The sequence below is a fragment of the Prodigiosinella confusarubida genome, from assembly GCF_002847015.1.
Lineage (GTDB): Bacteria > Pseudomonadota > Gammaproteobacteria > Enterobacterales > Enterobacteriaceae > Prodigiosinella > Prodigiosinella aquatilis.
The window spans coordinates 745,848-770,311 of record NZ_CP025085.1 but is presented as its reverse complement, the minus strand read 5'-3'; the positions used below and the strand labels follow the sequence as shown (position 1 = coordinate 770,311).

26 protein-coding genes are annotated in these 24,464 nt (G+C 50.3%); 12 read left to right on the top strand and 14 right to left on the bottom strand.

The annotated features are described in order from the left end of the window. Positions 1-36: 36 nt before the first annotated feature. From ftsN to rraA, 5 genes are all read left to right on the top strand, one after another. Positions 37-855, top strand: a complete 819-nt coding sequence (ftsN, locus tag CWC46_RS03560) for a cell division protein FtsN (RefSeq protein WP_071790834.1) — start codon at positions 37-39, stop codon at positions 853-855. A gap of 88 nt (positions 856-943) precedes the next feature. Next, positions 944-1,474, top strand: coding sequence for an ATP-dependent protease subunit HslV (gene hslV, locus CWC46_RS03555; RefSeq protein WP_021013565.1), 531 nt, complete (start codon positions 944-946; stop codon positions 1,472-1,474). A gap of 9 nt (positions 1,475-1,483) precedes the next feature. Then, positions 1,484-2,815: an HslU--HslV peptidase ATPase subunit gene (gene hslU, locus CWC46_RS03550; RefSeq protein WP_021013566.1), complete on the top strand. Its 1,332-nt coding sequence runs from the start codon at positions 1,484-1,486 to the stop codon at positions 2,813-2,815. 108 nt (positions 2,816-2,923) lie between these two features. Beyond that, positions 2,924-3,841, top strand: a complete 918-nt coding sequence (locus tag CWC46_RS03545) for a 1,4-dihydroxy-2-naphthoate polyprenyltransferase (protein WP_021013567.1) — start codon at positions 2,924-2,926, stop codon at positions 3,839-3,841. A gap of 130 nt (positions 3,842-3,971) precedes the next feature. Next, positions 3,972-4,457: a ribonuclease E activity regulator RraA gene (gene rraA, locus CWC46_RS03540; RefSeq protein ID WP_021013568.1), complete on the top strand. Its 486-nt coding sequence runs from the start codon at positions 3,972-3,974 to the stop codon at positions 4,455-4,457. Positions 4,458-4,521: 64 nt separating this feature from the next. Here rraA and zapB read toward each other — a convergent pair whose 3' ends face one another. Continuing rightward, the gene (gene zapB / locus CWC46_RS03535; protein ID WP_021013569.1) at positions 4,522-4,764 is read right to left on the bottom strand and encodes a cell division protein ZapB; all 243 of its coding nucleotides are present in this window, start codon (positions 4,762-4,764) and stop codon (positions 4,522-4,524) included. Positions 4,765-5,278: 514 nt separating this feature from the next. On the opposite strand from zapB, the gene CWC46_RS03530 reads away from it, so the two are divergent. The 4 genes from CWC46_RS03530 to fpr all read left to right on the top strand — a co-directional run bounded on the left by CWC46_RS03530 (position 5,279) and on the right by fpr (position 9,688). Next, positions 5,279-6,124, top strand: coding sequence for an MIP/aquaporin family protein (locus CWC46_RS03530; protein WP_021013570.1), 846 nt, complete (start codon positions 5,279-5,281; stop codon positions 6,122-6,124). Positions 6,125-6,154: 30 nt separating this feature from the next. Then, complete coding sequence (gene glpK / locus CWC46_RS03525) at positions 6,155-7,666, top strand: glycerol kinase GlpK (RefSeq protein WP_021013571.1); 1,512 nt, start codon at positions 6,155-6,157, stop codon at positions 7,664-7,666. Between the two features lie 122 nt (positions 7,667-7,788). Beyond that, positions 7,789-8,799, top strand: coding sequence for a class II fructose-bisphosphatase (gene glpX, locus CWC46_RS03520; RefSeq protein ID WP_021013572.1), 1,011 nt, complete (start codon positions 7,789-7,791; stop codon positions 8,797-8,799). A gap of 142 nt (positions 8,800-8,941) precedes the next feature. Then, a complete protein-coding gene (gene fpr, locus CWC46_RS03515; protein ID WP_021013573.1) occupies positions 8,942-9,688 on the top strand; it encodes a ferredoxin--NADP(+) reductase in 747 nt (248 codons plus the stop codon). A gap of 44 nt (positions 9,689-9,732) precedes the next feature. Here the strand turns inward: fpr and CWC46_RS03510 are convergent, their stop codons facing one another. Continuing rightward, positions 9,733-10,155, bottom strand: a complete 423-nt coding sequence (locus CWC46_RS03510) for a DUF805 domain-containing protein (RefSeq protein ID WP_021013574.1) — start codon at positions 10,153-10,155, stop codon at positions 9,733-9,735. 171 nt (positions 10,156-10,326) lie between these two features. Between CWC46_RS03510 and CWC46_RS03505 the strand changes: the two genes are divergently transcribed. Further along, positions 10,327-10,920: a DUF1454 family protein gene (locus tag CWC46_RS03505; protein WP_021013575.1), complete on the top strand. Its 594-nt coding sequence runs from the start codon at positions 10,327-10,329 to the stop codon at positions 10,918-10,920. Positions 10,921-11,047: 127 nt separating this feature from the next. Beyond that, positions 11,048-11,815 (top strand): triose-phosphate isomerase, encoded by a 768-nt coding sequence (gene tpiA, locus CWC46_RS03500; protein ID WP_021013576.1) that lies wholly within the window; start codon positions 11,048-11,050, stop codon positions 11,813-11,815. A 372-nt stretch (positions 11,816-12,187) separates the two neighbouring features. Here tpiA and aguA read toward each other — a convergent pair whose 3' ends face one another. The 5 genes from aguA to CWC46_RS03475 form a co-directional block, all read right to left on the bottom strand. Further along, positions 12,188-13,285, bottom strand: coding sequence for an agmatine deiminase (gene aguA, locus CWC46_RS03495; protein WP_021013577.1), 1,098 nt, complete (start codon positions 13,283-13,285; stop codon positions 12,188-12,190). Between the two features lie 3 nt (positions 13,286-13,288). Beyond that, positions 13,289-14,173 (bottom strand): N-carbamoylputrescine amidase, encoded by an 885-nt coding sequence (aguB, locus tag CWC46_RS03490; protein WP_021013578.1) that lies wholly within the window; start codon positions 14,171-14,173, stop codon positions 13,289-13,291. Between the two features lie 414 nt (positions 14,174-14,587). Beyond that, a complete protein-coding gene (gene pfkA / locus CWC46_RS03485) occupies positions 14,588-15,550 on the bottom strand; it encodes a 6-phosphofructokinase (protein ID WP_021013579.1) in 963 nt (320 codons plus the stop codon). Between the two features lie 218 nt (positions 15,551-15,768). Then, positions 15,769-16,671, bottom strand: coding sequence for a CDF family cation-efflux transporter FieF (gene fieF / locus CWC46_RS03480; protein WP_021013580.1), 903 nt, complete (start codon positions 16,669-16,671; stop codon positions 15,769-15,771). 139 nt (positions 16,672-16,810) lie between these two features. Then, complete coding sequence (locus tag CWC46_RS03475; protein ID WP_021013581.1) at positions 16,811-17,278, bottom strand: 2TM domain-containing protein; 468 nt, start codon at positions 17,276-17,278, stop codon at positions 16,811-16,813. Between the two features lie 224 nt (positions 17,279-17,502). On the opposite strand from CWC46_RS03475, the gene CWC46_RS03470 reads away from it, so the two are divergent. Next, positions 17,503-17,952 carry an NUDIX hydrolase gene (locus tag CWC46_RS03470; RefSeq protein WP_021013582.1) on the top strand — a complete coding sequence of 150 codons (450 nt, stop codon included), beginning with the start codon at positions 17,503-17,505 and terminating at the stop codon, positions 17,950-17,952. Between the two features lie 44 nt (positions 17,953-17,996). Here the strand turns inward: CWC46_RS03470 and CWC46_RS03465 are convergent, their stop codons facing one another. The 7 genes from CWC46_RS03465 to CWC46_RS03435 form a co-directional block, all read right to left on the bottom strand. Beyond that, positions 17,997-18,722 (bottom strand): IclR family transcriptional regulator, encoded by a 726-nt coding sequence (locus CWC46_RS03465; protein ID WP_021013583.1) that lies wholly within the window; start codon positions 18,720-18,722, stop codon positions 17,997-17,999. Positions 18,723-18,762: 40 nt separating this feature from the next. Next, on the bottom strand, positions 18,763-19,749 hold the full coding sequence (locus CWC46_RS03460) for an NAD(P)-dependent oxidoreductase (RefSeq protein ID WP_021013584.1): 987 nt from the start codon (positions 19,747-19,749) through the stop codon (positions 18,763-18,765). Next, complete coding sequence (locus CWC46_RS03455; protein WP_021013585.1) at positions 19,716-20,936, bottom strand: MFS transporter; 1,221 nt, start codon at positions 20,934-20,936, stop codon at positions 19,716-19,718. Before CWC46_RS03455 ends, CWC46_RS03460 begins: the two co-directional genes overlap by 34 nt. A 122-nt stretch (positions 20,937-21,058) precedes the next feature. Further along, entirely contained in the window at positions 21,059-22,261 is a 1,203-nt protein-coding gene (locus tag CWC46_RS03450; protein WP_021013586.1) for a pyridoxal phosphate-dependent aminotransferase, read from the bottom strand. Positions 22,262-22,275: 14 nt separating this feature from the next. Next, positions 22,276-23,001, bottom strand: coding sequence for an amino acid ABC transporter ATP-binding protein (locus tag CWC46_RS03445; RefSeq protein WP_021013587.1), 726 nt, complete (start codon positions 22,999-23,001; stop codon positions 22,276-22,278). Positions 23,002-23,011: 10 nt separating this feature from the next. Continuing rightward, positions 23,012-23,713 carry an amino acid ABC transporter permease gene (locus CWC46_RS03440; RefSeq protein ID WP_021013588.1) on the bottom strand — a complete coding sequence of 234 codons (702 nt, stop codon included), beginning with the start codon at positions 23,711-23,713 and terminating at the stop codon, positions 23,012-23,014. A gap of 1 nt (position 23,714) precedes the next feature. Continuing rightward, positions 23,715-24,413: an amino acid ABC transporter permease gene (locus CWC46_RS03435; protein ID WP_021013589.1), complete on the bottom strand. Its 699-nt coding sequence runs from the start codon at positions 24,411-24,413 to the stop codon at positions 23,715-23,717. Positions 24,414-24,464: the final 51 nt, after the last annotated feature.

Below are 24,464 nucleotides of genomic sequence, written 5' to 3'. Positions count from 1 at the left end.
GGCCTGTTACTTTTTTTATTGCACAGCGAAACGATAGTGGCACAAAGAGACTATGTCAGCCGTGGGCGCTCGGTAACGCGTCGGAAAAAGACATCCAACCGGAGAAAAGGTAGTAGTTCCGGTACCTCCAAGGTTATGATCGCGCTGGCCGCAGCAGTGCTTGTCACCTTTGCGGGAGGGTTATATTTCATCGTCCATAATAAACCGGGTGAGTCTCCGGTGTTACCGCATCAGACAGGCAAAGGTAACGGACTACCACCAAAACCGGAAGAACGCTGGCGTTATATCAAAGAGCTGGAAAATCGTCATATCGGTGTAACAACACCAACGGAACCTTCAGCAGGTGGGAATGTCGAGACAACAGGTGAGCTGACACAAGAACAGCGCCAGTTACTGGAGCAGATACAGTCGGATATGCGCAACCAACCGACGCCACTGTCGGAAGTACCGTATAACGAAACTCAAGTCCCCCGCTCACAGGTTTTCATCAAGCCACAAGCGGTTGTACCACCGACCGTAGTACCCCGAGTATCAACAGTAGCGCCCTCACCGACGAAGCCAGAAATTGCCAAGCCGAAAATAGCGAAAAATGAACCAGAAAAGGTCGATGGCAGTAAGCAGAAAAAAGCACAACTCTGGATTGTACAGTGTGGTTCATTCAAAACCACGGAGCCTGCTGAATCCGTGCGGGCTGAACTGGCATTTTCCGGAATAGAAAGCCACATCACCAGCAGCGGAGGCTGGAACCGGATTATTTTGGGGCCTTATAATAACCGCACCAACGCCAATAAAATGGCGCTTCGGCTTAAAGGTATGGGCCGCACCAACTGCATCCTGTTAGCTAACGGGGGTTGAAAACCCTCCCCCTTCCCCCCATCTTTATCAGCAATATGCCCCGCGGCACGCGGGGGTCTTTTTATCAGTAAGTAACGGGGATTTACGCGTGACAACAATCGTAAGCGTACGCCGCAATGGGCAGGTCGTCATTGGCGGAGATGGCCAGGCCACATTAGGCAACACGGTCATGAAGGGGAATGTGCGCAAAGTACGCCGTTTGTATAATGACCGGGTTATTGCTGGATTTGCCGGTGGTACCGCTGATGCTTTCACTCTGTTCGAGTTATTTGAACGGAAGCTGGAACTGCATCAGGGACATTTGGTAAAAGCGGCAGTGGAATTAGCCAAAGACTGGCGTACTGATCGCATGCTACGCCGTCTGGAAGCATTGCTGGCTGTAGCGGACGAAAACGCCTCATTGATTATTACCGGTAACGGTGATGTAGTGCAGCCAGAAAATGATCTGATTGCCATCGGCTCCGGTGGACCATATGCACAGTCCGCTGCACGCGCCTTGCTGGAAAATACAGAATTAAGCGCACGGGAGATTGTTGAAAAATCTTTGGGTATTGCCGGTGATATCTGTATCTATACCAACCAGTTCCACACGATTGAAGAATTAGCCTCCAAGGCGTAAGGATCCACTATGTCTGAAATGACCCCGCGCGAAATAGTCAGTGAGCTTGATAGCTACATCATTGGCCAGCACAACGCGAAGCGTGCTGTAGCAATTGCCCTGCGTAACCGCTGGCGCCGTATGCAACTGGAAGAGAACCTGCGCCATGAAGTTACACCTAAAAACATCCTGATGATCGGACCGACTGGGGTAGGTAAAACAGAAATTGCCCGTCGACTCGCCAAGCTGGCCAATGCACCTTTTATCAAAGTTGAAGCGACAAAATTTACCGAAGTGGGTTATGTCGGTAAAGAAGTGGATTCCATTATCCGCGATCTGGCCGATTCAGCCATCAAAATGGTACGCCAGTACTCAATAGAGAGAAATCGTCACCGTGCTGAAGAATTGGCTGAAGAACGCGTTCTCGACGCATTACTGCCCCCGGCCAAAAACAACTGGGGACAGGCGGAAGAAAACCACGAGCCTTCAGCGGCCCGTCAGGCTTTCCGCAAAAAACTGCGTGAAGGTCAGTTGGACGATAAAGAGATTGAAGTTGACCTGGCCGCAGCGCCGGTTGGTGTGGAAATCATGGCACCTCCAGGTATGGAGGAGATGACTAACCAGTTACAATCCATGTTCCAGAATCTGGCGGGCCAAAAGCAGAAAACCCGTAAAGTAAAAATCAAGGAAGCCTTTAAACTGCTGGTAGAAGAAGAAGCCGCTAAACTAGTCAATCCAGAAGAGCTGAAACAACAGGCGATTGAATCCGTAGAGCAGCACGGTATCGTATTTATCGATGAGATCGATAAAATCTGCAAACGTGGTGAAACGTCTGGCCCTGATGTCTCCCGTGAAGGTGTTCAGCGCGACCTACTGCCACTGGTGGAAGGGTGTACCGTTTCCACCAAGCACGGCATGGTGAAAACTGACCATATCCTGTTCATTGCCTCTGGCGCATTTCAGGTATCCAGCCCGTCCGATTTGATTCCGGAACTACAGGGTCGTCTACCCATCCGCGTGGAATTACAGGCACTGACAACCGAGGATTTTGAGCGCATTCTGACTGAACCCAGCGCATCATTGACACAGCAATATAAAGCGCTGATGGCTACTGAAGGCGTAAACATCGAGTTTACACCGGAAGGTATCCGCCATATCGCTGAGGCTGCCTGGCAGGTCAATGAACGTACTGAAAACATCGGTGCGCGCCGTCTTCACACCGTACTGGAACGACTAATCGAAGAAGTTTCTTACGATGCTAGCGAAATGAGTGGCGAAACCGTGACTATTGATGCAGATTATGTACGTAGTCACCTTGATGAGCTAGTAGCAGATGAAGATCTGAGCCGATTTATTTTATAATCTGGATTTACGGATCGTCCTGATAACTAAAGAGTGGGAGGCCAGCGCCTCCCATTTGTGTTTTCGGTACCATTATCAAACATAATTTTCCCTGAACTGAAGCACACTATGACCTCATTGATACATAGCAGCAAAACCCAGGCATGGCTGGACAGTTTACGTCCCAAGACATTGCCATTGGCTTTCGCCTCCATCGTTACCGGCTCGGCCATTGCCAGTTGGCATAGCAGTTTCAAACCTGGTATAGCGCTGTTGGCATTGCTGACTGCCGGATTATTGCAAATCCTCTCAAACCTGGCGAATGACTATGGCGATGCGATCAAGGGCAGTGATACCGAAGCTCGAATCGGGCCACTACGTGGAATTCAGACGGGTATGATCTCGTTGACTGAACTGCGAAACGCACTGATTCTCACCATATTGTTAACCATCGTCTCTGGCATCGCACTGGTGACGCTAGCCTGCGAAAAGCCGATTGATATTGTCGTATTCCTGTCGCTGGGCTGCCTGGCGATTCTGGCCGCCATCACTTATACGGTCGGGAATAGACCTTACGGCTATATTGGGTTGGGCGATATTTCCGTACTGATTTTTTTTGGTTGGCTCAGTGTGGCAGGGTCGTACTATCTGCAAACCGGTCATTTCAACAGCATTGTTATCCTGCCCGCCACCGCTTGCGGCCTATTGGCAACGGCAGTGTTAAATATTAATAATCTGCGCGATATAGATAATGATCGGATGAATGGCAAAAACACGTTGGCGGTACGACTTGGTGCCAAGAAAGCTCGCTGTTATCACATGTTATTACTGATGACGGCACCGGCGTGCCTGGCATTGTTTGCTTTGTTCTACCTACACAGCCTGGCTGGCTGGCTATTTATCCTAACGTTACCGCTACTGATCCACCAGGCGTGTTATGTACTGCGGGAAACAACAGCGTTCAGTATGCGCCCAATGCTGGAGAAAACCGTCAAAGGGGCGTTGCTCACCAATTTGTTGTTCGCTGTGGGCGTAATGCTGAGTTAACTACCGCAGCTGAGGGACAAAATCATCTCCCGTTTTACTGATACTGGTCAAGATGACACCTGATGGTTTTGCCAATTTCTGTTAGAAAGGGATATACTCACTATTCCAGCCGCAACCTGACGTAAATCCTATGAAATACGATACTTCCGAACTGTGTGATATCTATCATGAAGAGGTGAACGTTGTTGAACCTCTTTTCTCCAATTTTGGCGGGCGTAGTTCATTTGGTGGCAAAATCACCACGGTGAAATGTTTTGAGGATAACGGCCTGCTTTACGACTTGCTTGAAGAAAACGGCAGTGGACGCATACTGTTGATTGATGGCGGCGGCTCAGTGCGTCGCTCATTGATCAACGCTGAACTGGCCCGTTTGGCGACACAGAATGAATGGGAAGGCATCGTGGTTTACGGTGCCGTCCGCCAGGTAGACGATCTGGCAGAACTGGATATTGGTATCCAGGCGATGGCAGCCACTCCTGCGGGAGCAGCCAGTGAAGGGATTGGTGAAACAGATATTCGCGTGAATTTTGGCGGCGTGACCTTCTTCTCTGGTGATCATCTTTATGCTGATAATACTGGCATCATTCTGTCGGAAGATCCGCTGGATATAGAGTAATACGGACGACCCGTTCCAGCTAATAGGGTGAAAAGGGCGATAGCATCGCCCTTTCAGAAATTATTTATTGTACGTCTTCCATTTTACCTAATAGTGCACGCAGACGTTCCTGCCATGTTTTCTGCTCTTCCTGTAGTTGCTCGTTCTCGCGCATCAGCGCATCACGACTACTTGCCGCAGTCTGAATCTCTTGTGACAATGTATTGTTCTGCTCTTTCAGCTCTTCAATTTCCATCTGCAATAGCGTAATCGTGTCGATCGCCTGCTGAACTTTCGCTTCCAGTTTCTCAAATACTTCAAATGACATAACTTCTAACCCCTTTCCATCGCAAGGCATAAACCGGTTAATACTGGTTCATAGCGAAATTCACGCCATAACAACCGTGGCGTCCACTCATTACACCCGTAGAACCCATTTAACAGGCGTTATTGGCGTAATCTCATAGAAGGATTGTATGTAGCCAGCTCTGACCTGTCTAGCTCACATCCGCCCATAACGACAAGTCTGTCATTTTTTTCAGACTGCGGCTATCAACACTGCAAGACAAAAATCACACACCTTGACGTTGAAGGAAACGAATGTTAACAAAATTAACCTTCTGGTTAACACACCCCCAAGCCTAAAAGATAATAAATGCTATATCGATAAGCGAATACGCTCATTTTTTTGACGTACAACACACATTTTGATTTCGATATTTCTCGTTTTCGAACATTAACGATAAATTCACATCACAAGTACATTTAGAGAAGACAACGGACATAACATTTATGTGTCCGCTGATAATAACCACGCTGTACCTTACAAGTAGGAAACGTGTATGAGTCAAACTGAAAGTTCAACATTAAAAGGCCAGTGCATTGCAGAGTTCTTAGGCACTGGCCTGCTGATTTTCTTTGGCGTTGGCTGTGTTGCGGCGTTGAAACTGGCTGGAGCCAATTTCGGACAATGGGAAATCAGCATCACATGGGGGTTCGGTGTTGCAATGGCAATCTATCTGACTGCCGCTGTCTCCGGTGCCCATCTCAACCCGGCGGTAACTGTCGCCCTGTGGCTGTTTGCCTGTTTTGACAGGCGCAAAGTCATTCCCTACGTTCTGTCTCAGGTTGCCGGTGCGTTTTGCGCTGCCGCACTGGTCTACGGTTTGTATTACAACCTGTTCTATGATTTTGAGCAAACTCACCACATCGTGCGAGGCAGCGTAGAGAGTCTGAATCTGGCAAGCATATTCTCCACCTATCCCAATCCACATATCTCTGTAATGCAGGCATTCCTGGTGGAAATGGTGATCACCGCCATTCTGATGTGTCTGATTCTGGCCTTAACGGATGATGGTAATGGTATCCCGCGCGGTCCGTTGGCTCCACTGCTGATCGGGATTTTAATTGCCGTGATCGGTGCGTCCATGGGGCCACTGACCGGATTTGCCCTGAATCCAGCCCGTGATTTTGGCCCTAAACTGTTTGCCTATGTTGCTGGCTGGGGAAAAGTCGCCTTCACAGGGGCCCGTGATATCCCTTACTTTCTGGTGCCGATTTTTGGCCCGCTTGTCGGTGCCATACTGGGTGCATTTGGTTATCGTGCCTTGATTGGCCGCCACTTGCCTTGTGACATCTGCGTTATTGACGACGACACCGCGACACATACTGAAACTCGCGATATTTAGTACCCGGCAAACCATAACAGGATTAATTTTATGAACCAGGAAAAGAAATACATTGTCGCCCTTGATCAGGGGACAACCAGCTCCCGCGCCGTAGTGATGGATCATGATGCCAATATCATCAGTGTATCTCAGCGCGAATTCCCACAGATTTATCCAAAGGCAGGCTGGGTTGAGCATGACCCGATGGAAATCTGGGCCTCACAAAGCTCCACCTTGGTGGAAGCGCTGGCTAAAGCGGGCATCAGCGCGGACGAAGTTGCCGGTATCGGGATCACCAACCAGCGTGAAACCACTATCGTCTGGGAAAAAGAAACCGGCAAACCCATCTATAACGCCATCGTCTGGCAATGCCGGCGCTCGGCAGATATCTGTGAAAAACTGAAAAAAGAAGGCTTAGAAGAATATATCCGCGCCACCACCGGCCTGGTAGTGGACCCTTATTTTTCCGGTACCAAAGTGAAATGGATTCTGGACCATGTTGAAGGATCCCGTGAGCGCGCCAAACGTGGCGAGCTATTATTTGGTACGGTGGATACCTGGCTTATCTGGAAAATGACTCAAGGTCGCGTCCATGTTACTGATTACACTAACGCGTCCCGCACCATGATGTTCAATATCCATACCCTTAACTGGGACGAAAAAATGCTGCAAGCGCTGGATGTCCCTCGCGCCATGCTGCCGGAAGTCAAAGCCTCATCCGAGATCTACGGCCAAACCAACATCGGCGGTAAAGGCGGCACCCGTATTCCTATCGCCGGTATCGCTGGTGACCAGCAAGCGGCGCTATACGGCCATCTTTGCGTACAATCAGGAATGGCGAAAAACACTTATGGCACCGGTTGCTTCCTGCTGATGAATACCGGCACCGAAGCGGTGAGATCAAAACATGGTTTGTTGACGACCATCGCCTGCGGTCCGCGTGGAGAAGTGAACTACGCGTTGGAAGGTGCTGTGTTTATTGGCGGCGCTGCCATTCAGTGGCTGCGTGATGAATTGAAACTGATCAGTGATGCTGCGGACTCAGAATACTTTGCTACCAAAGTAAAAGATACCAATGGTGTTTATGTGGTCCCGGCATTCACCGGCCTGGGCGCACCCTATTGGGATCCCTACGCTCGTGGTGCCATTTTTGGCCTGACCCGTGGCGTAAATGCCAACCATATTATCCGCGCTACACTGGAATCCATCGCCTATCAGACTCGTGACGTGCTGGATGCCATGCAGGCTGATGCCAATACCCACCTGAAATCCCTGCGTGTCGATGGTGGCGCGGTAACCAACAACTTCCTGATGCAGTTCCAGTCCGATATTCTCGGCACTCGCGTAGAACGTCCGGCTATTCGTGAAGTCACGGCATTAGGTGCAGCGTTCCTGGCAGGCCTGGCGACCGGTTTCTGGAGCGATCTGGATGAAGTGAAGAGCAAAGCCGCCATTGAGCACGAATTCCGTCCAGGTATTGAAACCGTAGAGCGTAACTATCGTTATCGCGGCTGGCAAAAAGCGGTCGAACGTGCCCGCGCCTGGGAAGACAAAGAAGAGTAAAACTGTCCGGGCGCGCTCGTCGCGCCCATTTTTCCCTTGTTCTGGTTTATTCTCGCCTTCCCTCCTGTGTTAAAATCGCCGCCCACCTCCCCCTTATTGTGTTCGATAACAGACAGGTATCCATGAAACGTGAATTAGCCATCGAGTTTTCCCGCGTCACTGAAGCGGCAGCGCTGGCAGGTTATAAATGGTTGGGCCGTGGCGACAAAAATGCCGCCGACAACGCTGCCGTACAAGCCATGCGAATTATGCTCAATCAGATCAACATCAACGGCCAGATTGTGATTGGCGAAGGCGAAATTGATGAGGCACCGATGCTCTATATCGGTGAACGGGTGGGAAGTGGGCAAGGTGACGCGGTCGATATCGCCGTCGATCCTATTGAAGGTACACGAATGACCGCGATGGGTCAGGCCAACGCGCTGGCCGTGCTGGCCGTCGGTGAAGAAGGGTCATTCCTGCATGCGCCGGACATGTACATGGAAAAGCTGATCGTCGGCCCGGAAGCCAAAGGCATTATCGATCTGAACTGCCCACTGAAAGATAACCTGCGCCGCGTGGCAGAAAAACTGAATAAACCATTGAGCCAACTGACAGTGATCATCCTGGCCAAACCGCGCCATGATGGCATCATCGCTGACATGCAGCGTCTGGGCGTGAAAGTATTCGCTATTCCTGACGGTGATGTTGCTGCATCCATCTTGACATGTATGCCAGACAGTGAAGTCGATGTGTTATATGGCATCGGTGGTGCACCGGAAGGCGTCATTTCCGCCGCGGTAATCCGGGCGCTGGGTGGCGATATGCAAGGCCGCCTGTTGGCGCGTCATGACGTTAAAGGCGATACAGCAGAAAACCGCCGTATTGGCGAACAGGAGCTGGTCCGCTGCCGCCAAATGGGTATTGAAGCCGGGAAAGTCCTTCCGCTCAATGAGATGGCCCGCAATGACAACGTGATTTTTTCCGCGACAGGCATCACCAAAGGGGATTTACTGGACGGCATCTCACGGCGCGGCAATATCGCCACTACGGAAACCCTGCTGATCCGCGGTAAATCACGCACAATACGCCGCATCAGTTCCACACATTATCTTGATCGTAAAGATCAGGCACTACACGATTTTCTGTTGTAATGCCGCCGCGCGGATTGTTTCACTGTTGTTAAAAGATGGCGTATCTTAAGTCTGAGCCATCACAACAGGTTCGGTATGAACACACATGATGCGCGTTTTTTCTTTTTGGTGTCGAGCGGGTGCAAAACAGGAGCATTGAATTATGGCTGAATGGGTGACCGGAAAGGTTATTCAGGTTGAACACTGGACCGAAAATTTATTTAGCGTTCGGCTGCATGCGCCGATTGATCCTTTCACCGCCGGCCAGTTTGCAAAACTGGCGCTGGAAATCAATGGTGAACGCGTACAACGTGCTTATTCTTATGTAAACGCCCCCAGCGACAACAGTCTGGAGTTCTATCTGGTCGATGTACCGGAAGGGAAACTCAGTCCTCGACTGCACCAGCTTCAACCCGGAGATGACGTTATGGTCACGAAGGAAGCGGCTGGTTTTTTCGTATTGGAGGAAATTCCGCCATGCGAAACGCTATGGATGCTGGCCACCGGCACCGCCATTGGCCCTTATCTCTCCATTCTGCAGGAAGGAAAAGACGTCGCGCGGTTTAAAAACATCGTACTGGTGCATGCCGCCCGCTTCGCGCGTGATTTAAGTTATCTGCCGCTAATGCAGCAGCTTCAGCAACACTATGGCGATAAACTGCGCATCCAGACCGTCGTCAGTCGTGAGCAAACGGCGGAGGCACTGACAGGCCGCGTTCCGGCATTAATCAGCAACGGTATGTTGGAGAACGCCGTCGGGCTATCCATTGATGCCCAAACCAGCCATGTTATGCTATGTGGGAATCCACAGATGGTACGTGATACTCAGCAACTACTGAAGGATGAACGGCAGATGAGCAAGCATCTACGACGTCGCCCCGGCCATATCACCAGCGAACACTACTGGTAATTTCAAATGGGGGAACGAGCCAGATACCGTTTCCCTGTTAACGCTCAGAAGCAGAGCCGCAACGGTCTTGCTTGTGGCCCGAAGCGATTTTCTCCCGACGTACCAACGAAAGCACCGCAATCAAGCAACATCATGATGACGATCAACGTCGGTATAAAACGCCCCAGCCCCCACTGCCCCAACGCTGGTAGCATGTTCCAGTTACCATTACCCAGTAGCCAGGCCAGAATCAGCAACAACGCCCACCCACCACTTTTGTTGCGATCATGTAGCCGCTTTACCAATACCGCCGCCGTCGGCCACAATAGTGCCACCAACGCGAATGCAGCCGTTTGCGTGCTCAGCCAGCCTTGTCCAGCGACAGTAAACAACACCACGGTGAGTACCAGCCAAATGGCCACCCACAACCAGAAATCCCGTCGGCCAATACGGCCACTAAATGAAAAACACCACTGCTGTAACGTCATCAGCGATCCATCCCAAACCTGTTTTTATGATCACTAGTTTACCTTAAGGAAAAGATTGGCTTGTGTTTTTTATGCGATTTTTGACAACAGCTCACGAATACCGCTTTAATCAGAAATATTGTCTGCCATGCACTACCCTGGTTAACGTAAAATAAGCTGGTCAATATCATTATGAAAAAAACCATCGTCGCATATTGTTTCTTCTCTGCCTGGATCTTCATTTCGACCAGCGCTTGGTCTGTGTTGCTTTTCCAGCAAAGAATACCAACTACAGCACCTTACCTGCTGGCTGGTGCACCAACGTTCGATATGACCATCGTTCAGTTTCGTACTCGCTATAATCTCAGCAACCCGACATTGCCCATCGGCGAATACCGGGTAGTGGATACGGGTGACAACTTACCTACCCTGACCCGTGCAGCCAGCGAAATCAACGATTACCTCTACTCCTCAACTGCGCTGGAAAAAGGAACGGGAAAAATCAAAACGCTACAGATCACCTGGCTACCCAAACCGAAAGACCCCGACGAAGATAGACGTCGTAAACAGGCGATTGAGTATATGTCGGCGCTGCTGCGGACCTTTGTTCCTTCGGTTACAACTGAACAAAGCATAAAAAAGATAGAAAGCTTGCTGGAGAAAGGCAAAGGTCAGCCGTTCTACCAGCAAACGGAAGGTGCCTTGCGTTATGTCGTAGCAGATAATGGTGAGAAGGGGATAACTTTCGCTGTTGAACCGATTAAGCTAACGCTACCTGAATCGTGATCGACCCAGTAATTAATGACGAAAAACAGAGCCACGATGGTGTTTCCTCTCTATACTGTCGTCAGGTTGAACTGCCAATGGCAGCCACATAAATATTGATTAACTCGCCATCCGCCTGGAGGAAAAAATGCGACATCCCTTAGTTATGGGCAACTGGAAGTTGAACGGTAGCACCAATATGGTTCACGAACTGATCACCGCACTGCGTAACGAACTGAGCACGGTTGTCGGTTGTGGCGTTGCTATCGCCCCGCCGGCTATTTACCTGGATCAGGCTAAACATCAACTGTCCGGTAGCCGTATCGCACTGGGCGCGCAGAATGTTGACGTGAACCTTTCAGGCGCGTTTACCGGCGAAACATCGGCTGACATGCTGAAAGATATCGGTGCCAAATACATCATCATCGGCCACTCGGAACGCCGGACTTATCACAAAGAAAGCGATGAATTCATTGCCAGAAAATTCGCTGTTCTGAAAGAAGCCGGACTGATCCCTGTTCTGTGTATCGGGGAAACCGAAGCAGAAAACGCAGCAGGTCAAACCGAAGCGGTGTGCGCCCGTCAGTTGGACGCCGTACTGAATACGCTGGGCGCGAAAGCGTTTGAAAATACCGTGGTTGCCTACGAACCAGTATGGGCGATCGGCACGGGTAAATCAGCGACTCCGGCACAGGCACAGGCAGTACACAAATTCATCCGCGGCCATATTGCCAAACAGGATGCGGCTATCGCTGAACAGGTTATTATCCAGTATGGCGGTTCTGTTAATGCAGCTAACGCAGCAGAACTCTTTACCCAGCCGGATATTGATGGTGCGCTGGTCGGTGGTGCATCACTGAAAGCGGATGCATTTACTGTGATCGTAAAAGCGGCAGCCGAAGCGAAAAACGTCTGAGTAATTGCTCTACGCTTCCATCCCAAGAACAGAGGCCGGCCACATTGTGACCGGCCTTTTATCGTTCTACGATGTCACCTCGTACAAGTGGAAATCCATTTATAATCAATGTAGTCGTCTTGGGATGAGTCCCTGTTTTCAAGGAGATGACAACGATAGGGTCGAGAAATATATGCGGCTATCCAACCTATGTACGGGGATCAGGAAAGCGATAATGGGAGAGATGAGTAAAGCATCCGCGCCTGGAATGGCGCGGCTTGAGCTTACGAGGAGGTACTTGCAGCGCTTTACAAGCTCCCGATTATCACCGCTATAGACACGTTGTCATCAAACTCACGATTCCTGAAAGGTGCTTTTTTACATGATGGAGATTCAACGAGTTGTTGCCGGAATCTGCTGAGTGATGCAGTGGATATTACCACCACCAAGCAAAATTTCCCGTGCCGGAACGCCACTGATCAGATAATCCGGAAACATTTGCTGTAACAGTTTATGAGCACTGCCATCAGTGCGCTCATCCAGCAACGGATAAATGACCTGACGGTTACTGATGAGAAAGTTAACGTAAGACCCAGCCAGTCGTGATCCGGCATTACGCTCAATGGCATTCCCTTCACTGACGCCCACCGTCTCTTCCTGCGTGGCATACAACGGCCCCGGGGCTGGCAACTTCCAGATTTTCAACTGACGACCCTGCGCATCCCGAGCCTGAGACAACACCTGATAAGCTGCCATTGAACGGGGGTACTGTGGATCATTTTCATCATCGGTCCAGTGCAGCGCCACTTCCCCCGGACGGACAAAACAGCACATATTGTCGATATGGCCATCTGTCTCGTCGTTATACACACCCTCTTCCAGCCAGATAAACGTCGATACGCTCAAATAATCACGTAGCAGTCGTTCAATCTGTTCCTTATTCAGATCTGGGTTACGGTTTGGGTTAAGCAGGCACTCTGCCGTGGTCAACAACGCACCTTCACCGTCAGTATGAATTGAACCGCCTTCCAGAATCAGTGGCGCGGGATAACGCGCATCATGATGATAATCCAACACCTGTTCCGCCACTTTCTCATCCTGACACCAGTCTTCATACAGACCGCCTAGCGCCCCCCCCCAGGCGTTAAACTGCCAGTCAACACCGCGGCGCTCACCCATCGGATTAAGCACCATTGTCGGACCCGTGTCTCGCATCCAGGCATCGTCACTTTCCATCGCCACCAATGTGACACTGGCCGGCATAATGCGTTTAGCGGCGGCCATATGGGCATGCGGCACCCCCATTATCACTGGCGTGGTCTGGGCAATCGTGGCAGCAACGGCCGCAAAAGTCTGCTGGGCCGGGATTATCCCCCCTTGAGTTCGCCAGTTATCATGGCGGTACGGCCATAACATCCAGACCGCTTCATGTGGTGCCCATTCCGCTGGCATGGAAAAGCCATCCTGATACGGCGTGGTTAGCTGAGACATTACTTATCTCCGGGTTTTACCATCAGACGTGCCGAGCACACCATACATATCTGGACGACGATCACGGAACAACCCCCAGGTAGCGCGCATCTTCGCGATGTCCTGTAGATCAAACGTGTGAACCAGTACCGCTTCATCTGTTCTGCCAGCCTGTTCGACCAACGCGCCGGTCGGATCAGCAATGAACGACGAGCCGTAGAACGTCATTTCCAGACCCTCTATATATTTACTGGCTTCGGTACCAATACGGTTAGACGCGATAACCGGAATCAGGTTAGCAGCGGCATGACCTTGCTGAACTCGTGTCCAGTGCGGCTGGCTGTCCCACTGTGGGAAAGCTGGTTCAGAGCCAATGGCCGTCGGATAGAAAATCAGTTCTGCCCCCATCAACGCCAGGCTGCGGGCGGTTTCCGGGAACCACTGATCCCAGCAGATGCCGACACCCACTTTGGCATAACGGGTTTGCCATACTTTGAAACCAGTATCGCCCGGAACAAAAAACTGCTTTTCCTGATAGGCGGGACCATTCGGAATATGGGTTTTGCGATACACATCCAGCACCGTGCCATCAGCATCAATCATCACCAACGAGTTGTAATAGGCGTTATTTGCTCGCTCGAAGAAACTCAACGGCAACACCACTTCCAGTTCGGCGGCCAGTGCGGAAAAGTGTTTGATAATGGGGCTGGTTTCCAGCTCCTGCGCCAGTGCATAATGCTCCGGACTCTGATCAATGCAAAAGTAAGGCGCAGCAAACAGTTCCTGAATCAGGATGATTTGTGCCCCTTTGGCATGAGCCTGTCGCACCAGTTTTTCGGCATTTTCGATATTGCCGGGTAAGTCCCAGGTACAGGCCATCTGTGTTGCGGCAACGGTAACTTTTGTCATTCGGAAACCTCAATCCTATCTATTTACATGCTGTTATTGAGCCACACCGATAATATTGGCTCAACAAGCGACTATTAAAGTTTAGGTCAGCAAATCATCCATGGTCCGGCAGAGAAAGACCTAAACGTCTTCTGCGCCGTAGCCTGGCCTTGGTTATTATGCCAGTTCATTGCGACAGATGAAGAGACTTTCACTGCCAGGCGGTACTGCACACAATGTGGAATGCACATGGCCTATCCGCTGTTTTATACCCGATAGATTTCGAGATGACTGGCATATCTATAGCTAACAATAAGAAATCCCGCCTTATTAGGCGGGATTCAGACTATTGGCAATCATGTCATCAACCTCAAACGCGGCCTGAAAAAGACGGTACATCCAGACGCGTGGACCATTCAGGCACGAATGACGTTATCAGTACAATTTCTTGGCCGTATCCAGCCAGTCACCCTTGAACGGGCGTTTCATGTTCTCAATGGCATCAATAATATCATGATGTACCAGTTTCTCATTCTGGATACCGACACAACGGCCACCGTACCCTTGTAGCAACAGCTCAATAGAGTACGCCCCCATGCGGGAAGCCAAAATTCGGTCATAAGCCACGGGAGAACCACCACGCTGAATATGACCCAGTACCGTGGCGCGGGTTTCACGACCAGTTTCCTGTTGAATATAACGGGCCAGTTCACTCACATCACACATCAGTTCGGTAATTGCCACGATGGCGTGTTTTTTCCCTTTGGCGATACCAGCCTGAATTTCGTTCACCAGATCTTCGGGTTTGAAATCCACTTCCGGCAATACGATAAACTCACAGCCGCCTGCAATCGCCGCGGCCAGCGTCAGGTCACCACAGTGGCGCCCCATCACTTCCACGATAGAAATACGCTGGTGGGAAGAAGACGTATCACGCAGGCGGTCGATTGCCTCTACCACGGTTTCCAGTGCGGTAAAATAGCCGATGGTGTAGTCAGTGCCTGCAACGTCGTTATCAATAGTACCCGGCAAGCCAATGCAGGGGAAACCCATTTCCGTCAGGCGCTTGGCCCCCATATAGGAACCATCACCACCGATAACCACCAAGGCATCCAGATTCCGTTTCTTCATGTTTTCGATGGCAACCTGACGTACCGCTTCCTCACGGAATTCAGGAAAGCGCGCTGAACCGAGGAAAGTACCGCCGCGGTTAATCATGTCTGATACGCTGTAGCGATCCAGTTGTGCCATCCGATCTTCATACAAACCCAGATAGCCATCATAGATTCCGAACACTTCCAGACCTTCCGTTAATGCTGATCGTACGACACCACGAATGGCAGCATTCATGCCGGGTGCATCGCCACCGCTCGTCAATACTCCGATTTTTTTTATCATGACAACCTCTGGATTTGTAGATGTAAATTCGCAGATTTTTCTATCGTAAGGTTAATGGCATCAATCGACACCAGTGATAAACCCTTCATCTTTTATAAGCATATTATAACAAATGCCCGTAGCTGAATTGATTCAGGTCAGGCTTAAAGACCAATATATTCCTACTCCATATCACACTTTTACAACACTATTACGACAAGGAGACAGATTTCACGGAGCTATAGTACCCATCGTCCCCGTTGTTCATCAGGCACCACAGAAACAGGATCCTGATGAATGATAATATCGGCGCCGAGAAAACGTCGTAGCAAAGCTTGCTCTATATCGTCGGCAATCTGATGTGACTCGACCAGTGGCAATGCATCATCCATTTCCAGATGAAGTTGAATAAACCGGGTAGGACCAGAACGGCGGGTTCTTAACTCATGACCACCAATGACCCCTGGCCATGATGACACAATACTAATAATTTCCGCGCGTTCTTCATCTGGCAATGCTCGATCCAATAATGACTGTATGGCATCGTACGCCATCCTCAATGCACTGTATAAAATATAAACGCCAATACCCAGCGCAAAGGCCGCATCTGCCCAAGTCACACCTTTCCAGCTCAAGGCCAGCGCGACCAGAATAGCACCGTTCATCAACACATCGGACTGATAGTGCAACATATCTGCCCGCACTGCCTGGCTGTACGTTCTCCTGATGACCCAACGCTGGAAGGCCACTAGCAGTAAAGTCGAGATCAGCGCAACCACGGTAACCCACATCCCGAGTTCCGGCGCATACAGCGGTTGGGGTGAAATCAGATGCTGCATACCGGTCAATAGCAGAAACAGTGCGGAACCGGAAATAAACATGCTCTGGGCCAATGCCGCCAACGACTCAGCCTTACCATGACCAAACGTATGTTCCGGATCAGCGGGTTGCAGTGAATAACGCACCACCAGCAAGTTAATGAACGAAGCAGCGATATCCATTAAGGAGTCCACCAGTGACGCCAACAAACTAACTGACCCGGTATACCACCAGGCAAAGACTTTTAGCCCAAACAACAGCAACGCAGTTGCGGTTGCCAGAAAAGCCGCCATCGTGACGAGGCGTGCGTATTGAGAATTCATACCTGACTCCTGACGGAATAAGGTGCTCAGTATACTGGATTGCCGGGGGAGAAAAACCGTGAAGGTTGCTATGTTGCCCAGTGGATTGTTGACGCGAAGTAAAACACTCATGTTACTTCGCGCCTTGAACGTCACTAACTCACTTACGTAAAATCTTCTGCAATCGGCCATGCTGCCAGCGCACCAGCCAGTTGCGCAGAAAAAACACATTAATAGCCTTTATCATCAGTAATCCTCCCCAAATCAGTAACGGCCAGAGAAACCAGTGGGTATGGGGATCGATTAGTCGATTAACTACAAATAAAACACTATTGATCACGGCAAACAAGATCAGGCTGCGCCAGAGTTTTCCTTCTTCATGCACCTGATGTTTAGCATCAAGAATTCGCTGTTCCAGCGATTCACTTTGCAGATGTCGCTCACCACTGTTTTCCATCAAATCCGCAACTCGTACCTCAAGGGCCGCGGCAATCGCGCTAAGCGTTTCCAGACTGGCTTGCTCGCCATTTTCGATACGTTGAATGGTACGAACACTGAGGGAAGCCAATTCAGCCAGTTGTTCCTGAGACCAGGCCCGGGAAAGACGCAATGATTTTATCGCATTCATCATAAACTCCTTTAGATATGAAACCGGGTACCAGCTTGAATCTGCATCTGGAAAAACACCACGACAGCGACCCGACAGCAACATGACATCATCCTGACAGGCAGCGGAAAAGCGGAAGCAGACGGCCATAACAGCGACACCACTCACTGTATCCTGCATACATTGACATCGAACCCATCGGCGAGAAAGATGATTGCCCCATCAGATATAGCGCCGGAGACCCCATGAAACACAGACCATCATCACGACTACTGATACTCGACCCACAACAACGGGTGCTGTTGTTCAAATTTAGCCATACCAATGATGCGCTGGCTGGCCAAACCTACTGGGCCACACCAGGCGGTGCCGTGGAAGCGGGTGAAACCTTTGAGCAGGCAGCCATACGGGAATTGCAGGAGGAGACTGGCATCATTATTCAGGATCCCGGCGTTTGTATCGCGACACGAACATTCCCCATGGTACTGTCCAACGGCGAGCAAGTAATAGCAGATGAGCGATTTTTCATCGTTTACACCACGGACAACACGCTGAGGGGTGACCAGTGGAGTGAGCACGAAAAACACGTCATCACCCAGTACAAATGGTGGTCACTGGATGAACTGGGTCAGACGACAGAAACCGTTTTTCCGCAAGAGATTGTCTCCATACTCAGCCAGCATGTCTCCACCTAAAAGAAACCGGACTCCCAAGTATTACTCACTCATATTTTATAGCGTTATTCAGGCATGACGGCACCTAATACGAGTGATAACGCGATGGCCGCTTCCATCAATAATTGCTGGCTGTGGGTATCGGCAGGATCGAACCGGCTGGTAGGTCCGGAGATACTCAATGCCCCCGCCAACTGGTTATCATGTTTGAATACCGGCGCGGAGATAGACGCAGTGAGATAGGTAGTCGATGCCTGACGGTTAGTCCCCGCACCGGTGGACGTAAACAAACCCGCGGGAAATGACCATTTCGCCGGCATACCCTGTTCAAAGGTGCGCAGAACATGCGCGGCGGAAGTATCATCCATTGGCAGCATCGTGCCGACCGGCACACTGGATTTTATATGCTGCGGCGAATCTTTACGCAGCAAACACAAACGGTAGTCACCATCACGGACAAAGAAAGTGCTGCTTTCCAATGTGGCGTCAGTGAGCTTATCCAACACGGGTAACACGTGCTCACGCAGATTAAATGTGCGCTCATATGTACAACCGAGCTGATAAGCGCGAGAACCGAGCTCATAGCTGCCATCCGCTCGCTTTAACACATAGCGTTCAGCTTCCAGTGAGAGCATATAACGGAGGATCACGCTCTTGAACAATCCGGTTTGCGCTTCTAGCTCACTCAGCGTAATGCCGCCCGGGTGATGAATAAATGCATCAAGAATGGCCAACGTCCGTTTGACGGCCTTGACCGAGCGATCAACATCAGTGGTTTTTTGCCTGGACATACCTACCCGTAAAATTAGCAAAAGAAGTAATGTACAAGGATTAGCAGACCCTGCCAATCAAGCGGTCACCCTTAAAATAAGCCACCGTATTATCCAGCATCCGTTGCTGTTGAGCGTCCTGAGCAGAATGCGTATTGGCCGCAATGTGAGGTGTGAGAATGATATTCTCCATCGATTGCAAACGGGTAGAGATTTCGGGTTCAAATTCATACACATCCAACGCGGCACCAGCAATACGCCGGTTCTCCAGCGCATCACACAGCGCCGCCTCATCAACCAGCATTCCTCGAGCGATATTGACCAGATGCCCTTGCGGCCCCAGCGCATTCAGAACCTGGGTATCCACAATATGGTAGTTTTGTGTACTGCCACGCGCGGCGAGCACCAGGACATCCGCCCATTCGGCCAGTTGTAAAAGATTCTCCAGAAAGCGATATGACACCACTTTCTGAGTACGGCTATGATAACCAATCGCCATATTGAACGCCTGCGCCCGCTGAGCGATTTGCAAACCGATTTCGCCTAAACCATAAATCCCCAATCGATGGCCTTCCAACCCAGGGACCGACGGATAACGTTCAACACTGTTTCCTTTCCATTGGCCGCTACGCAGGAAGCGTTCACTGGTTAAAATCTGTCGGGTACTGCTCAGAATCAACCCCAATGCAAATTCAGCAACACTGCTGGCGTTGGTGCCTGCGGCATTGGTTAGCGCAATCCCCCTTTGTTTCAGATACTCGCTATCAACGAACTCGATGCCAGAACCATAACAACTTACCAAACGCAGACCGGGTAGCGCATCTATCAGGGCCTTTTCCGTAGGAATGCCGCTCATGGTCAGCAACACCTCTGCTGATTCGGCCCCAACGGGAAGATCTTGCCCGTCGAGACGGGTCAACGGACCAATCAGGTGAAAATGCTCACGCAATTGCTGCACCAGACGGGGGGGAAGCATACGGGCCATCAATACGGTTTTTTTCATCATCGTCTCGCTCATCGGTTGTAACTCCTGCTGGTGTGTTTCCATTTCGTAGCTCCCCACTGTCCGCCTAATACCACCACCAACATGAAGGCCATCAACAGAAAAGTCGACATGATATTTGTGACAGAAGCCATCATTCCTACCAGTAAGTTCCCCAACGGCATGGTGCCCTGGAATGACATACCATACAGACCGACTACCGCTCCGCGCAGCTCCGACGGGCTGTGATGCTGCAACGTTGAGTTAATCATGGTCGAGAAAAATGTCAGCGACAAACCCAGTAGCAGGAAGCACAGGCTGGTCAACACGGGAAGGTGAGAGAATGAAATCCCCGTCAGCGCCAACACGCAACACCAGGGAGCAACACTCAGCCACTGCAATAGGCGCTGATGGGAAACCCTTGTGGAGATCAACAGCGCCGAACAGAGCGAGCCAATCCCGGCACTGCTGAAAAACCAGCCGGTGTAACGGGTAGTATCATGAAACCCTTGAGCAGCCAGCACCGGAATCAATGACTGATATGAGCCGGCAAATATACCGACAACCGCCAGCATCGGCAGGAAACGCACGGCAAAACTATCCTGCATGACGTAGCGGACCGCATTGCGCATGCCGCCCGCTTTGCGGTTTTTATAATCCGGCTCAACTACCTGTATCCTCCTGACAGCAAAAAACATGGTCATCAACCCACACAGCGAAATAACAAATCCCCCCGCTGCACCCACCTGATTAAAGCTGTAAGCCGCTATCGCCGGGCCAAACATCCTGCCGATATTAAATACCATCGTATTCATCGCCACAGCGTTATACATCAATGACTTATCATGGAGGCTACTGGTCAGTAGTAGTTGACGGGTCGGGAGCTCCATGGAAGAAATGCATCCGGCAACACCGGCAATCAGTAAGATAAATGTTGAGCTAATGAAATGAAGCGTCACGCTGGCTAACAGTAATGTCGAGATAATCATGGAGAGAAACAGGATCTTCATCATGATGACTTTGACGCGCGCAGGGGTCAGCCGGCTGCCAAACAGCAACGGAACAATCAACGCTGGACAATAAAGCAGGAAATTGAGCACCCCCAACATCCACGCAACATGGGTCATTTGCCATAACAATAGATTCAACGTCACGTTCTGCGTCCACAATCCCAGGATGGAGGCGGCCTGACCCATTAAATACCGGCGTGTCATCGGCTCTCTGAATACCGGGAAAGTACGAATCAGCGTCATTTCACTTCCTTGAACATCGCCACAATATGCACACACGAAGAATGAAAAAGAGATCCTTCCCGAAATGAACGAAGGAGCCGCCATGCGATACTCATGGCTCGCCCCGGGTCGCGTCAGAGATCTTATGCAAGACGCTGACAAAAGCGCTGAATCCGCAGGCACGCCTCCTCAAGCTGCGCCATCGAAGCCGCGTAAGAGAGACGAAAATTAGGTGCCAGACCAAATGCGCCACCGTGCACCAGCGCCACGCCTTCACTGGATAGCAGTGCTTCGGTAAAGTCCTGATCGTTGTGGAGCACACGCCCTTCCGGAGTGGTTTTCTGCAATGCACCGGCACAGGACGGATAAACATAAAACGCGCCCTGAGGCACCTGACAATTAATTCCTGGCGCCGCATTCAGAGCGGCAACGACATAGTTGCGGCGCATGATGAAACTGGACTTCCAGTCGGCAAAGAACGCCTGTGACCCCGTCAACGCAGCCACCGCGGCCCATTGTGAAATAGAAGAGACGCCAGATGTGGTTTGCCCCTGAATCGTCTCCATGGCGTTGATAAGCCACGCAGGGGCGGCACCGTAGCCGACGCGCCACCCGGTCATGGCATAAGCTTTTGATACCCCGTTGATCACCAGCGAGCGTTCAATTAATGCCGGTTCGACCTGGGGAAAGGTATAGAACGTGCAATCGTCGTAGACCAGTTTTTCATAGATATCGTCACACATGACCCAGACATGGGGATGACGCAGCAGGACATCCGCCAGCGCACGCAGTTCCTGATAGGTATATACCGCCCCGGAAGGATTCGAGGGTGAATTAAACATCAGCCATTTGGTTTTTGGCGTAATCGCCGCCTCAAGCGCGTCGGCGGTTAACTTGAATCCCTGTCGTTCACTGACGGGGACCGTCACCGGCGTACCGCCACTGAGCGCCACCATTTCCGGATAGGAAACCCAATAAGGCGCGGGGATAATCACTTCGTCGCCTGGATTTAACGTCGCCATCAGTGCGTTGGAGATAATCTGCTTGGCGCCGTTGGAAACGATGATCTGTTTGATGCCATAGTCCAGTTGGTTGTCCTGTTTGAATTTGGCGACTACCGCCTCGCGCAGTGCCGGAATGCCGGCTATTGGTGGGTATTTTGTCTCACCGCGGTTCATCGCCTGCAACGCCGCCTGCTTGATATGCTGCGGCGTGTCAAAATCCGGTTCCCCGGAGCTTAGCGCGATGACATCCCGCCCCTGCGCTTTCAGATCGCGGGCTAACTGGCTAACAGCATTGCTGGCTGAAGGTTTGATACGTGTGAGTACATCAGATGTCATGCTCATGCTTACAATTCCTGTCAATGGCGGATATCAGCGACAAATTTTTGTGCGCGGGGATGTTGGGGTTGATAGAAAAAAGCTTCAGGCGTAGCCCGTTCGATGATTTCACCGCGATCCATAAATAACACGCGGTCGGCAACTTCTTTGGCAAAGCCCATTTCATGGGTCACACACACCATGGTCATGCCTTCCCTGCCCAGTTGCTGCATAACCTGCAACACCTCGCCGACCATCTCCGGGTCGAGGGCGCTGGTTGGCTCGTCGAACAACATCACCGGGGGTTTCATCGCCAACGCCCGTGCGATGGCAACCCGCTGCTGCTGACCACCGGAAAGCTGATGGGGATAGGCGCTCAATTTCATCGACAATCCGACTTTCTCCAGCAAAGCCATCGACACCTCATCCGCGTCGCGTTTATCACTTTTACGCACCCGGCGCTGTGCCAGCGTGACGTTCTGTAATACCGTCAGATTGGGGAATAAATTAAATTGCTGAAAAACAAAACCGATGTTGCTACGAAACTGATTCAGATCGATATCACTGGCACGGCTGTCGATACCATCCACCAGAATACGTCCGTTCTGGATCTCTTCCAGTCGGTTGATGGTACGGATCAAGGTCGATTTGCCTGATCCTGACGGCCCACAAACTACGACCACTTCTCCGCGAGCTACTTCTTCAGAAACGTTATTCAGCACTTTATTCGGCCCATACCATTTCTCAACGTTTTCTATTTTCAACATGTCGAGTCTCCTATATTTTCAGTTGTCGTTTGCGCTGAATAATGTTTTCCAGATAGCCGACCAATTGCGTCAATGAAAAGCAGATAATGAAATAGATAATCGCCAAAATACCAAAGACCTGTAATGGTTTGGTTAATTCGATGGTATTAATCTGATAAGCGGAATATGTCAGTTCTGCGACACCAATAACATATCCCAATGACGTATTCTTAATCAGGTTAATAAACTGATTAAGAATACTGGGAATCATGGTAAATAGTGCTTGCGGCAATATAACCTCTGCGAGAGTACGTGAATAACTAATCCCTAATGTTCTTGCGGCTTCAATTTGTCCAACAGGAATTGATTTTATTCCCGCTCTGATGACTTCACCTAAAAAAGCCGTTTCGTAGATAATTAATGCCACAGTCAGCGTCATAACACCTGAAATTGAGTGTCCGGAAAGCAGCGGCACGGCAAAATAGGACCAGAACACCAACATCAATACCGGCAATCCACGAATAACACTGGAAAATATCGTCGCAGGGATGAAGAAAACTTTATATTTGCTGGTTCTGGCAATACCGACCAATATTGCCAGCGGAAACGCGCAAACCAGACCACTGAGTGCAATAAACAGTGTCAAAATCAGACCGCCGATCGGCCCATCCGGATAAGCGCCTACCAGAAGTAAATTACGGTAATTCATTACAATAGCTATCATGTCACTCATACTATTGGCTCCTGGTCCGATACACTAAACGGTCACAGGTAAAGCCCACACTGACAATCAGCAACGAACCCAGTAAGTAGATGACAGAGACGATGGCGAAGGCATCAAAGGTTCTGAAGGTTTCATTTTCAATCTGTTTCGCGGCATAGGTCAGTTCTGCCACACTGATCGCCATTGCCAGACTGGTTGATTTATACAATGCCAACGATTGGCTGATTAATGGCGGAATAGAAATACGGATTGATTGCGGTAAAATAACATCCCGCATAGCCTGAGAAAAAGTCAGACCCAAAGCCCGGCATGCCTCCATTTGACCCTTCGCGACCGCACGTAAACCACTACGCAAATCTTCAGACATAAATGCAGCGGTATTCAACGTCAGTGCGATATAGGCAAAAAGAAATTCACTGCCGTGCTGATTAACCCATTCTGACAAGGTATAAGGTAATACGGCCGATAAACCGAAATACCATAATAAAAGCTGAACCAGTGCCGGAACATTACGATGATATTCTACATAAATAGCAACGAACCATCTTAAAGGTGTAATACCAGAAATACGCATAGCCGCCAAAAACAGCGCCAAAATAAAACCGGAGACCAAACATAAAATAAACAGAGTCAGTGTAGTTTCCAGGCCAGTTATCAACCATTGCAGATAAACACCCTGTAATAGTGAAAAGGGATCAAAATTCGTCATACGACTCGACTCCTCGGCGTATTGAAAAGCCAGGAAATAGATTCAATGCCA